The 12,842-nt window shown below is 48.6% G+C and carries 12 protein-coding genes; 4 read left to right on the plus strand and 8 right to left on the minus strand.

The window, feature by feature from the left end; translation table 11 throughout:
* The first annotated feature begins 118 nt into the window (after positions 1-118).
* On the plus strand, positions 119-1,213 hold the full coding sequence (locus tag ICC18_RS25450; protein ID WP_223192856.1) for a permease: 1,095 nt from the start codon (positions 119-121) through the stop codon (positions 1,211-1,213).
* A 66-nt stretch (positions 1,214-1,279) separates the two neighbouring features.
* On the opposite strand, the gene ICC18_RS25455 is transcribed toward ICC18_RS25450, so the two are convergent.
* The 7 genes from ICC18_RS25455 to ICC18_RS25485 form a co-directional block, all read right to left on the minus strand.
* The gene (locus ICC18_RS25455) at positions 1,280-1,588 is read right to left on the minus strand and encodes a hypothetical protein (RefSeq protein WP_188177269.1); all 309 of its coding nucleotides are present in this window, start codon (positions 1,586-1,588) and stop codon (positions 1,280-1,282) included.
* A 597-nt stretch (positions 1,589-2,185) separates the two neighbouring features.
* Positions 2,186-3,871 (minus strand): dihydroxy-acid dehydratase, encoded by a 1,686-nt coding sequence (gene ilvD, locus ICC18_RS25460; RefSeq protein ID WP_188177270.1) that lies wholly within the window; start codon positions 3,869-3,871, stop codon positions 2,186-2,188.
* 221 nt (positions 3,872-4,092) lie between these two features.
* Entirely contained in the window at positions 4,093-5,079 is a 987-nt protein-coding gene (locus ICC18_RS25465; protein WP_188177271.1) for an ABC transporter permease, read from the minus strand.
* A 1-nt stretch (position 5,080) separates the two neighbouring features.
* Complete coding sequence (locus ICC18_RS25470; protein WP_223192857.1) at positions 5,081-6,589, minus strand: sugar ABC transporter ATP-binding protein; 1,509 nt, start codon at positions 6,587-6,589, stop codon at positions 5,081-5,083.
* Between the two features lie 66 nt (positions 6,590-6,655).
* Positions 6,656-7,768: a sugar ABC transporter substrate-binding protein gene (locus ICC18_RS25475; RefSeq protein WP_188177272.1), complete on the minus strand. Its 1,113-nt coding sequence runs from the start codon at positions 7,766-7,768 to the stop codon at positions 6,656-6,658.
* A 147-nt stretch (positions 7,769-7,915) separates the two neighbouring features.
* Positions 7,916-8,563, minus strand: coding sequence for a ribonuclease H (gene rnhA, locus ICC18_RS25480; protein WP_188177273.1), 648 nt, complete (start codon positions 8,561-8,563; stop codon positions 7,916-7,918).
* Position 8,564: 1 nt separating this feature from the next.
* Complete coding sequence (locus tag ICC18_RS25485; protein WP_188177274.1) at positions 8,565-9,062, minus strand: hypothetical protein; 498 nt, start codon at positions 9,060-9,062, stop codon at positions 8,565-8,567.
* A 158-nt stretch (positions 9,063-9,220) separates the two neighbouring features.
* Between ICC18_RS25485 and ICC18_RS25490 the strand changes: the two genes are divergently transcribed.
* Positions 9,221-9,448, plus strand: coding sequence for an alpha/beta-type small acid-soluble spore protein (locus ICC18_RS25490; RefSeq protein ID WP_188177275.1), 228 nt, complete (start codon positions 9,221-9,223; stop codon positions 9,446-9,448).
* A gap of 129 nt (positions 9,449-9,577) precedes the next feature.
* On the opposite strand, the gene ICC18_RS25495 is transcribed toward ICC18_RS25490, so the two are convergent.
* Positions 9,578-10,570 carry an ABC transporter substrate-binding protein gene (locus tag ICC18_RS25495; RefSeq protein WP_188177276.1) on the minus strand — a complete coding sequence of 331 codons (993 nt, stop codon included), beginning with the start codon at positions 10,568-10,570 and terminating at the stop codon, positions 9,578-9,580.
* A 206-nt stretch (positions 10,571-10,776) separates the two neighbouring features.
* On the opposite strand from ICC18_RS25495, the gene ICC18_RS25500 reads away from it, so the two are divergent.
* Both ICC18_RS25500 and ICC18_RS25505 read left to right on the plus strand, forming a co-directional pair.
* The gene (locus tag ICC18_RS25500) at positions 10,777-11,796 is read left to right on the plus strand and encodes a FecCD family ABC transporter permease (protein WP_188177277.1); all 1,020 of its coding nucleotides are present in this window, start codon (positions 10,777-10,779) and stop codon (positions 11,794-11,796) included.
* Complete coding sequence (locus ICC18_RS25505; protein ID WP_188177278.1) at positions 11,793-12,842, plus strand: FecCD family ABC transporter permease; 1,050 nt, start codon at positions 11,793-11,795, stop codon at positions 12,840-12,842. The genes ICC18_RS25500 and ICC18_RS25505 overlap by 4 nt, the downstream gene beginning before the upstream one ends.

Consider the following 12,842-nt stretch of genomic DNA (forward strand, 5'->3'; position numbering starts at 1 on the left):
ATTTTATACCATTATACACCCTCTCTTTGCAATGTCAACCAAGCATGTTGTCCTATCTGTCGCCTCTTACACATAGGATAGAAAATATTGAATTTTTCGGACAAAGGGGTAATGCGACTTGGTTTCAACTCTGTATCGGTGGAGTCTTCCCATCTCCACGGCCATCTGTATGCTTTTGCTGATCTTGATCGTGACCACCAAACAGCTTCCGGATATTACCTTAGTTACCCATGAAATCAAGCTCATTTTCGCTGCGTTCATGGATATCTTTCTCGATGCGCTGCCGTTCATGCTGCTAGGTATCATCCTTTCCACAGTCGTAGAAAACTTCATTCCTGAAACGATGATCCGTCGGTTGACGCCGCGTCACCCGCTTGGGGGAATTCTTTTCGCCTGCTTGCTCGGCATCATGTTCCCGCTATGTGAATGCGGAATGATACCCTTTGTGCGTCGGCTCATGAAAAAAGGTATGCCCGTCTATATCGCCGTTATTTTCATCCTCGTCGGACCCATTCTGAATCCGATTGTTTTTGCATCGACTTTCATGGCTTTTCGAGACGAGCCGGCAATGGCTTATTCCCGCATGGGACTTACATTCGGCGTTGCGCTTACAGTCGGTTTTATACTGACTCGTTTCTTAAAGAGCAATCCCTTGCGTCATACGTTTCAAGCAGTAACGGGCTCAGGGCCTAATCGTGCCGGGCATGAGCACCTTCATGCTCACGAATCTCATGGTCACTCTCATACCCATCATCACCATGCCCACTCCCATGAGCATGAACACGACCACAGCCACGCTCACGGTGGCCGCATGACCACCATGCTCAGCCACGGGACTACTGAACTGCTCGAGATGAGCAAATATTTAATGCTAGGCGCTTTGCTAACCGCACTCATTCAAACCTTCGTAGCCAAAGACAGCTTATCCGCCATCGGCCAAGGACCTTTCGTCTCCCATATGTTCATGATGGGCTTAGCCTACTTGCTCTCGTTGTGTTCAACAACGGACGCATTCATCGCCGCATCCTTCTCCTCGACATTTTCATCAGGTTCGCTGCTCGCTTTTCTCGTGTTCGGCCCCATGATTGATGTAAAAAGCACATTGATGATGCTTTCCATTTTCAAAGCCCGCTTCGTGCTAATTCTTTCCATCGTCGTTGCCTTGACCGTATTAGCGGGCTCTCTGCTCTCTATGCATTTCTTTTTAGCTTGAAATAAACGACCCCTGCCGTCTGATAGATCCGACAGCAGGGGCGAAATAATCCGTTATAGTTACCAACTAGGAGGAAAACGTATTGGTGTGATCTTTTTTCGCGGCTGCGATCAATAAAAGAATACCGCTTATGATATGCATGATCATACCTACAAAAGGAATCCAAGCAACGCAAGATGTGATAATACCTACAATACTTCCCGTCTTACTGGTATGTTCCTTGTTAGAAAAAATAAGCGTAATAATATGCAAAACGAGCATAACGGCAAGCGGTGTCCAAGCCAATCCAAGTACGATAGCGCCGCCTAAAACAGGAATACCCAGCAAAATCTCCAGTCCGCCTGTAACCCATTTCAAAATTTTTGATGTGCCCATTCGGAACCCTCCTAAAGTCATAATCTGATGAAATTCGACTTATTATAACACGACTTCTTTTGTGTTTTTTCTAAAATTAGCGAATAAATATAAAAAAAAAGGCTCTGTTAAACTTTGTTGTTGATTTTCTTTATTTAAGTAACGGGCCTTAAAAAAGAGCGGAACTGCGAATGTTCAGTAATCACAGAAACAACGATTCTGTATGAAATTTCATATAAAATCGGGCTCTTCGCTTCAATTAGTGCTTTTGTGTATGATTTTTCGTGTATAACTATGGATATTACCGTTTGAAGGATAAATCTGTATGATTTTTCGAGTATATATATGGGGTAACAATAGTTTCGAATTGATCGCTAATTGTTTAGGTGGTTTGTCTTACCACATAAGAATTTATAAGTTTCCGATGAGTCGGAAAACGAAATTCGTATTGGCGAATAAACCTTCCGCTGAACGCGGTCGCACATCTTCGAAAGACCTCGATAGAGGTTTATCTCATGGTTAGAAATCAACAATGAAGAATAACAAAGCCAAAAAATAAAAAAGCTTTGTTTATAGGCAGCAACCACACTGCTCTACAAACAAAGCTTATTAAAGTAATTAGATTTTTAGAATCGCGCCGGCACTTGCGTTAGTCACCAATTTGGTATAACGCGCCAAGTAGCCTGTTTGGATTTTCGGCTCGAAGCCCGTCCAACTCTCACGGCGCTTCGCAAACTCTTCATCGCTGATTTGCAATTCAATTTTGCGGTTGTCCATGTCGACATCGATAATATCGCCGTCTTGGACGAAAGCAAGAGGTCCGCCCTCAGCCGCCTCAGGCGACATATGACCGATCGAGATCCCGCGGGATGCGCCGGAGAATCGACCGTCTGTAATCAGCGCAACCTTAGCTCCGAGTCCCATTCCTACGATCTGGGATGTTGGGGCAAGCATTTCCGGCATACCCGGGCCGCCTTTCGGACCTTCGTAACGAATTACAACGACATGACCTTCTTTAACATGGCCGTTAGCAATTCCATACAGAGCTTCATCTTGGGAGTTGAAGCAGATCGCCGGACCTACGTGACGGCCGCCAACGGATTTATCAACGGCGCCTACCTTTACGATACTTCCTTCCGGAGCAAGGTTACCGAACAGAACCGCAAGTCCGCCTCTTTCACTATGCGGATTGCTTAATGGACGGATAACATCCGTGTTCTGAATTTCACAGCCAGCTACATTTTCACGCAGCGTTTTCGCGGTTACCGTGATGCGATCGCCATCGAAAGCGCCCGGCTTTTTCAAAAGCTCATTAATAATCGCACTAACACCGCCCGCTAAATGCACATCTTCGATGTGATAATCGGAAGCCGGCGCGATTTTCGCAAGATGAGGAACGCGCTCCGCCACTTCGTTAATGCGGGAAACCGGGTAATCAACGCCTGCTTCAGCAGCGATAGCGAGTGTGTGAAGAACCGTGTTTGTCGATCCGCCCATCGCCATATCCAAGGCAAACGCGTTGTCGATGGCTTCGATTGTCACGATATCGCGAGGCTTGATGTCTTTTTCGATCAACACCATCAGCTGCTTCGCGCAATCTTTAACGAATTGCTTGCGTTCTTCGGCAACAGCAAGAATTGTACCGTTACCTGGCATCGCAAGACCAAGACCTTCAGCCAGACAGTTCATGGAGTTCGCTGTGAACATACCGGAACAGGATCCGCATGTCGGGCAACCGTATTGCTCCAGCTCTTCCAAATCTTTTTCGTCGATTTTACCCGATTGGAAAGCGCCGACACCTTCGAATACGGAGGACAAGGAGATCGATTTACCGTTTTTATCTTTACCGGCTTTCATCGGGCCGCCGCTTACCAACATCGTCGGGATGTTGACGCGTAGAGCACCCATGATCATGCCCGGTGTAATTTTATCACAGTTGGGAATACAGATAAGACCGTCGAACCAATGCGCATTCACAACAGTTTCCAAAGAATCCGCGATAATTTCACGGCTCGGCAAGGAATAACGCATACCGATGTGACCCATCGCAATCCCGTCGTCGACCCCAATCGTGTTGAACTCGAAAGGAACGCCGCCCGCTTCGCGGATCGCTTCCTTCACCAGCTTACCGAACTCCTGCAGGTGAACGTGGCCAGGAATAATGTCTATATAAGAGTTGCAGACCGCAATAAACGGTTTGCCGAAATCTTCCTCTTTAACGCCGGCTGCACGCAGCAAACTGCGGTGTGGGGCGCGGTCGAAACCTTTTTTGATCATGTCGCTTCGCATTTTTGGATTAGCCATCTGTTGTTCCTCCTAATATTCATTGTAGGATCTTTGAGCATAGCTCAAAGTCTCTCTTTTTTCGATTTTTTTCGCTATTTCGCAAAACAATGAATCTATCATACCACACTTTTAATGTTTTTTCTCCCTTTAGTATGTTCCCGCGTCAATGTGACGGATAAAATTAGAAAACCCGCATCTCGCCGAATCCAATCGGTCAATGCGGGCTTCCAATCACGACACTAAGCTTTCCGCCGGTTCAAATGTACAAAAGTAATGGCCAGCGCGAGCACCAGCACCCCGCCTTTGATAATGTCGAAGCCGAAATAGGGCACATTCAGCATCGTAAGTCCGTTCAGCAGCACGCCAATGAGCACCGCCCCAAAAAACGTGCCAATGACATTCGGCTTGCCTGCGCCAAGCACGGAGTAGCCAACGAAAACGGAAGCTACGGCTTCCATTAAAAGAGGGGCCCCGGCGTCAATTTGACCGGACCCGACCCGCGAAGCGTAAAGAATCCCGGCGAGCCCCGCGAAAACGCCCGACAACACATAGGCCGCTAAACGGATTTTGTTAACGGAAATCCCGGATAGACGTGCCGCTTCCCGATTGCCGCCCGTAATGTAAAGCTGACGTCCCCAGCGAGTATAGGTCAGGAATACATGCACAGCAATAACGGCGACAATCATAAGAATAACCGGAACGGGTACGCCAAGCAGTTTTCCCTGCCCGATCCATAGAAACTCAGGCGAGAATTTCCCGGGGGCCACCGTACCGTCCTGGAATCTCATATTGTTGTAAATGGAAAAGCCTTTGGTAAACGTTTTTTGCACGCCCCCTATCATGTACATGATTGCCAGAGTAGCCAGCAAATCCGGGATACGGATCTTCACGATCAGCAGCGCATTCAACAGACCGATCAGCGCTCCGATCACAATAGGGACAATCAATACCAGAATGAGCGGCTGCTCGTACCAGACCATTAAAGCGGCTGCCGCAACCGTAGATAACGAAACCGTGGAACCCACAGACAAGTCAAAGCCGTCTACAATTTGCGACAGGGTCACCCCGATCGCCACGAATGTTACGATGGATATCGACCTCAGGATGTCGGCAATGTTGTCATACGTCATAAAATTCTCATTAATAATGGAAAATACAATAACGACAAGTGCAATAACGAATAATGCCCCATATTTAAATGAAAAATCAAGGCTCTTTTCTTTCAAGCTATTCAGCCTCCCCCGCGCTGGCATAAGTTAAAATGAGATCCTGCGTCGCTTCCGCGCGGGACAGCTCCTTCACCACAGAACCGTAGCTCATCACCAGGATGCGATCCGCAATGCCGATAATTTCATTCAGCTCGCATGATAAGTAAATGATGCCCTTGCCTTCCGAAGCGAGCTGCCCGATCAAGCGGAAAATGTCGCTTTTCGCGCCAACGTCGACGCCTTTAGTCGGCTCGTCGAACATATAGACGTCCGCGTTTGTCGGCAGCCATTTGCCGACCGCGACCTTCTGCTGGTTGCCGCCGCTCAAGTGTTTCACGGCGCGATTCGGATCACGCGGCTGCACGCCGAGCTGCTCAACCAGTTTCGATGCATGCGCACTCTCCGCTCCGCGTTTCACGAAGCCGAGCGTGCTCAGCATGCGCAGAATCGGAAGCGACAGATTGCGCTTCACCGATTCTTCCACCAGAACGCCCTGCTTGCGGCGTTCCTCGGGCACGAGCGCGATGCCGGCGCGCACGGCATCCTCCGGCTGGCGCAGCGCGAGCTTACGCCCGGCGAGCCGCACCTCGCCGCCGTCTGCGGCGTCGGCACCGAAGATCAGCCGGCTCAACTCCGTCTTGCCGGCGCCGACCAAACCGACCACACCGAGGATTTCCCCCCGGCGGAGGTCAAAGCTGACGCCGCGCACCTTCGTGCCGCGGCGCAGATCTCTCACCTCGAGGAGGGTATCGCCGATGGGCACATCGGCTTTAGGAAACTCCTCGGTGAAGGTTTTGCCCAGCATCGCCTCGATGACCCCGGCGATGTCCAACTCTTCAGCCGCCCGCGAGAGCACGCGGCGGCCGTCGCGCATGATCGTGATCCGGTCGGCGATCCGGAACACTTCTTGGAGCCGGTGGGAGATGAAGACGAGCCCCACTCCCTCCCGCTTCAGGCTGTCCATAATCTGGAACAGCCGTTCCGACTCCTCCAGACTGAGCGGCGCCGTCGGCTCATCGAAAATAATGATCTTCGCCTTATGCGCCATCGCTCTGGCAATTAGAACGAGCTGCTTCTGGGAGATGCTCAGTTCATCGACCTTGCTGCGTACGGAAAAGGAGGCGCCGATCTTGGCGAGAATCGCTGCCGCTTCGCGATGCAGCTTGCGCCAGCTCACCCAAGCTTCGCCTTGAACGAGCTTATCCATCATGACGTTCTCCGTCACGGTAAGCTCTGGAACGAGCGCCGTATCTACTTCCTGATACACACAGTAAATCCCTTGCGCCATAGCTTCTTTAGGTGTTCGTATCATCACGGTGTGCCCGCTTACCGAGATGCAGCCATCATCATTCGTATAAGCGCCGGAGAGTATCTTCATCAAGGTACTTTTCCCGGCTCCGTTAGCACCGAGCAAAGCATGAATTTCGCCGCTTTGCAGCTCAAAATCAACCTCTTGCAGCGCCTTTACGCCGGGGAATGATTTGGAGATGCCTTTCATTTGCAGCAAAGGCGCGTTATCGGCCGACATCTGTTTCACCTCTCGTGTCAATCTGAAAGTCCCATCGCTTTAAGGCGATGGGACTCTACGTTCAACTTATTTTTTTTCTGCTGCTTTTAACCAGTCGGTATAGCCTTGTTGACTGCCTCCCCAGCCTTTTACGTATTCGCTAAGTTGAGTCGTATTGATTTGCTTATCCTTAGGCAATTGATCGCGGGATACATAAACAGGATCAAGAACTACTTTATCAGGCGTTTGATCGCCATGCAGCTTTTGATACAGATAACGTACCTGCACGCGTCCGATATCTTTCGGATCTACCGCAGCTGAAGCGACCCATGGGCTTTTCGGATCTTGCAGCAATTGCAGGTCTTCGTCGCTAAGATCGATACCATATACTTTGATCTCTGTACGGCCTGCTTGTTGGATCGCGCGAGCTGCGCCTTTAGCGAACTCATCCCATGCTGCCCATACCGCAGTAATGTCACCTTTATTAGGGTATTTCTTCAAAATGGCTTCCATTTGCGTTTGCGTATCTAAAGCAGGGTCTTTCGCTGTTCCGAAAGCGGCCACTTCTTTAATATCCGGATATTTCTTTTGGAATGCTTGGTAAGCAAGCTGTCTGCGTTCCATTGGAGCAAAACCCGCTACCCATACTTTCACGATGTTTCCTTTGCCGCCAGCGTCTTTGGCCAACTGTTCCAGTGTGGATTCAGCCATTTTTTGATCGCCTTGTTCCAAGGATGTAACACCCGGCACGTTCAGGATGGAGTCGAAACTAACGACCGGAATTTTTTTCTCCAGCGCTTTCTTCACGCCGGCTTCCAGCGCCTCAGCCGTTCCGTGGTCGATCAGAATACCGTCGAACTTCTGGTTAATGGCCGCATCCAGGTTGGATGCCATTTTCGCCAAATCCGTATCCGCAACGAATACCGTTACTTTACCGCCAAGCTTTTCAACTTGCTCTTTCACACCCTCTACATACTGAGAGGAAAATGTTCCTGTATTGAACTGCATCACGAGTGCAATTTTCTTTCCGGTTAAATCAGTTGTTTTAGCAGCGTCCGCCGGCTTGCTGGCCTCTCCCGCTTTTGCGCTTGCCTCAGGTGCCGCCGATGCGCCGGTGTTGGCTTTTTGACCGCATGCTGCAAGCAAGCTGCCGACTAAGGCCAAAATGATAAATAGACTTACTAAACTCTTCTTTCTCATGGTTACCCTCCCCAATATAGTGCTTGTCTCATATCCAATCTAATCAATCGGATTATTACTCCGAGTCGTTTAGTAGGAATTGTTATTCAGTATATTAGCACTGGAAGGCAATCCCGTCAATCAGATTTTATATTTTTCGACTTCTCTCTACTTTCGCCCAAAATCAGCCTTAATTTCGCCCCACTTTTTCGTATCCCATTTCACGATTTTGTTCGTATACGTATGGGTTTTAAGCCATTTGAGCGCACGATCCACCAGCGTCCAAATCTCTTCTGTCGAGGTATCTCTTACCAGATTGGTCGAAACCTCTTTCTTACGAATCCAGCTGAGTGCCGTAACCGAGTCGGTATAAATCGTTTTATTGCTGCCCTGCTTCTGCAGATAAGCAAGTCCGTGCACAATAGCTAAGAACTCGCCCAGATTGTTCGTTCCTTTAGCGATAGGACCTTGATAAAAAATGATTTCCCCTGTCCTCGTATCCACGCCTTTATACTCAACGATGCCCGGATTACCCGAACAGCCCACATCGACTGAAATGCTGTCATAGTCAACATCCGGCGCCGCCTCTGCGCTTCCGGACTTTCCTGGTGCAGTGCTTGAAGCACTCGCTTTCCCCGAAAAATCCAGCGATTTCTGCCATCCTCTTTCCAGAGCCTTCCGGGCTTCAGCCTCAGATTCGTAGGACTTGAACCGCGCTTGCGGATAACCCTTTGTCTGAGCTTGGCACTCCGCCCATGTACGATAAATGCCAGGCTGATGTCCTACCCAAACCACATAAAATTTCGCTTGCGCCATCTTACACTCTCCGTACTTGTTCTTGTAATTGATCCACTAGCCCGGTAACGACTTTCACCGTATCGGCAAAATAGGGTCTGTAATCCAGCCCTTGAACAAACTGAAGATACGTTTGACCCAGTTCAAGCAATTGCCCGCGATATTCAGCCGCTCTGACAATATGGCTTTCCAGTTCACGATAGGTACCGTTCGATCGTTCTTCCACAAGCTTTAACTCTAATTGCTCGTCGTTCAAATGACTCACCGTGAAGGAAAACCCTCTGCATTCCGGATCACCGCAGCCGCAGACGAAGAACGGCATCCGCTCCCACTGATCGGCAGGCGCGAACCGATTTGGCTCTGTATCGTTTAGCGCACTATATAGGAACGCTGGAAGTCCTACATCGACGCATAGCGGCTCTTCAATAATAACGCTATCTTCTACAGCCAAACGCACATCTGCTTGAATAATTTGTAAATCTTTATCTAACGACCAACCCGTTACAGACAAATCAAACATAGACCCACCTCCACCCCGAATGTTCGATTTAACCATTATAGCAAAGACTGTGATTTCTTGCCTGAGTCGTCCTATTTTTGTGGTGGAAATTTCCAATTTCAGAAATGAGTAGAATTTTCAGAAAAGATTATACTACCTATTACTGGAGGTGATAACAGATGGCAGCAGGACAATCCCGCGGCAGCAACCAACTCGTGGTTCCACAAGCTAATCAAGCTTTAGACCAATTGAAGTATGAAGTTGCTCAAGAATTGGGTATTCAAATTCCTCAAGATGGCTACATGGGCTTCATGGCTACTCGCGATGCAGGTGCAATCGGGGGTAACATCACTCGTCGTCTCGTCCAAATTGCTGAACAGCAACTAGCTGGTAAATTCAGCAGATAATTGCTTTTCCCTATACTTACGCACAAGGGCTTTCTCTTAAGTTGCTTTCACTTAGGAGTAAGCTCTTCTTATTTGAAGTCCGCGAAAAAAAGCCCTCCGTTCTTCAAAACGGAAGGGCATCCTCATGTATTACGGTTTCACATCATAGATTTTGTAGAGGTCATCCAGCATAATATTCGCCGCTTTTACGCCCCCTGCAGTATTCCATGTTACATCGTTCACTTTGATCAGCTTGTTCTCTTTAACAACCTTAAGGTTTTTCCAAAGCGGATCGTTCATCCATTCTTCCTCTTGCTTCGTTCCCTTGCCGTCTCCGGTTTCATAAGTAAAGTAAAATACCTTATCCGCAGCATCCAGCTCCGTCAAACGTTCTTTTGTAATGTCTTCGAACGCTTTCTCATCACTTTTTGCATCGGAACGTACAATCCCGATCTGTTTAAAGATAACGCCTGAGAACATATCCCCGTAATAATATCTGGTTTTGCCGCCCATAAAACGGACAACGGCAGCTTTTTCTTTCAGCTTGTCGCCGGCTTTGCTTTTGAAATCCTCAATGCGCTTATCGAAAGCAGCGATCACTTTATCGCCTTCCGCTTTCTTATTAACGGTTTCGGCATACAGTTTAAAGTTATTTTTCCATTCGCCGCGCAATGTTTCCGAGAAAACGGTTGGCGCAATCGCTTTTAACTGCTCATAAATCTTCTCCTGGCGTAATTTGTTGCCGATGATCAAATCCGGCTTCAGGGACGCAATTACTTCCAGGTTAGGCTGTGCTTCTTTGCCAAGCACCGTTACACCCTGCATGTCTGCTTTAATATGATCATACCAAGGGTTCCCAGTGAAAGAGTCTACAGCGCCTACAGGCTTGATGCCTAGTGCCAACAGAGCTTCTGTTCCTTCATTCGTCAAAATAACGACGCGCTGCGGATTCGCCGGAACGGCCGATTCACCCATCGCGTGCTTAATTGTACGTGGGCCTTCAGCCTTTGCCGAAGGTGCTGCGGATGCCGATGGCTGGGCGCCTGGCTTCTCTCCACATGCACTTAATACCATAGTTAATACCAACATGACAGCCAGAAGAGCCCATCCTCTTCCCGGCTTGAATTTTCTTTGCGCTAACATGCAGTTCCCCCCATGAATGTCTTGTTGTTATGTACACTACTTATGTGCAATTTATGATAACGATTATCATTATCTTTCATATAGTACTGGATTGAAAAGCAGGTTGTCAATCATTTTCGTGATAATGATTCTCATGATCATTGACATCCAGTGACTCTACTTATTAAAATGAATAAAGCAACTACTTGGGAAGCAGGCATCTATCCATGAAATACTCCGACAGGGAACGAACGAATAACTTCTATAGAAGTATTGGTCTTATCGCAGCTTGCTGCTGCTTAATCTTATTGATGATTGCTAGTATCATGTTCGGGCTTCATACATTTACGTGGAATCAAATCCTTGAATCTTTTAGACATTTCGATCAATCTAATGATGCGATTATTATCCAGTCGGTTAGAATCCCCAGAGCGCTGATCGCTGCACTGGTTGGAGGAAGCTTGGCGGTTGCCGGAGCGCTTATGCAAGCCATTACACGTAATCCGTTAGCATCCCCAAGCATCTTCGGCATTAATTCCGGCGCAGCCTTTGCTATCGTACTCTCGGTCGGCTTCTTCAATGTGTCAAGTCTTACGCAATTTGTCTGGATCGCTTTTCTGGGTGCAGCTGTGAGTTCATCTCTCGTTTATGGACTGGGGTCATTAGGCCGTGATGGATTGACGCCGATGAAAATTACGCTCGCCGGTTCAGCCATGACTGCTTTTTTTGGTGCGCTGACCCAAGGCATACTGCTGGCTAACGGCAAAGCCTTTGATCAAGTTCTATACTGGCTCGTCGGCTCGATTGAAGGGCGTACAATGGCCATGCTCCAATCCGTGTATCCTTATATTCTCGTTGCGTGGATCGGAGCTATTGTTCTTTCTCCTCATATTAACGTGTTATCGATGGGCGATGATGTCGCCAAAGGCCTTGGACAACGGACCGTATTCATTAAATTCATTACAGCAGTTATCATCGTCATCCTGGCTGGAGGCTCTGTAGCTGTCGCCGGTCCTATCGTATTCGTAGGCATTATTATCCCGCATATCGTCCGCTTTCTGGTTGGCATCGATTACCGGTGGGTCATTCCGTACTGTGCGATTTTAGGCGGAATTCTGCTTGTAGGGGCCGACATCGCGGCCCGGTTTATCGTCATGCCGAAAGAAGTTCATGTTGGCGTAACGACGGCTATACTCGGTGTTCCCTTCTTCATCTATATCGCTCGCAAAGGGGGACTACTGAAATGAGCCGTCCAAGCCGCTATGTGTCATTAAGAAGTAAAGGCTTCTCTTTTTTAATCAGTAAAAAATCGATTGCGGTTTCCCTCCTTCTGCTGATTGCCGTCATCGTCGTGATGATTCTAAGCACTGGAATTGGCAGCATAGCTATCAAACCTGCTGAGGTCGTTCGCGCCGTTTTCGGATATAGCACTGACTCGAACAATATGATTGTTCGAACCTTGCGCCTACCAAGGGTCATTGTTGCCGTACTAATTGGTGCTTCCTTGGGCGTAGCCGGTGCTATCCTGCAGGGTCTGGTGCGCAATTCGCTCACATCACCGGATACGATCGGCACTACAGGCGGCGCAGTATTAGGGGCCGTATCCTTTTTCTTCTTTTTCTCGGATAAAATCAGCATTCACTGGCTGCCGGTTGTGGCCATTATCGGGGCATTCAGCGCAACGCTGCTGGTTTACGCACTCTCTTGGAGGAACGGAATTACGCCGCTTCGGCTTGTGCTTATCGGAACTGGCTTCACCGCTGCCATGAGCTCCATTTCTTATCTCATGATGCTTTCCGGGCCGATCGTACTCGCGAATCAGTCCCTAACTTTTATGACAGGGAGCATTTATGGAGTCTCCTGGGAAAAAGCCGTCTATCCGCTGCTCCCTTGGGTCAGTCTGCTGATTCCGATCATCTTCCTTTATTCAAGGCATGTTACGATACAATCGCTCGGTGAAGATATCGCCCGCAGTGTCGGCAGCAGAGTTCAACGCCAACGGTTCTTATTGATCATGCTGAGCGTAGCTCTCTCCGGGGCTGCCGTCGCCTTTGGCGGAGCCATCAACTTTATAGGACTTATGGCCCCGCATATAGCCCGCAAGTTGGTAGGTCCCAGCTTTGGCGCCCTTGTCCCGGTTTCCGCTTTGACGGGATCCCTGCTATTATTGCTAGCCGATCTGGCAGGACGGTTCTTATTTCAGCCTCTGGATATTCCAGCCGGTGTATTCACAGCAGCCATTGGGGCTCCGATTTTCATCTACCTGCTGTACCACAGCAGAAACCGTACTTAA

This window comes from Paenibacillus sedimenti, assembly GCF_014534655.1.
Classification (GTDB): domain Bacteria; phylum Bacillota; class Bacilli; order Paenibacillales; family NBRC-103111; genus Paenibacillus_E; species Paenibacillus_E sedimenti.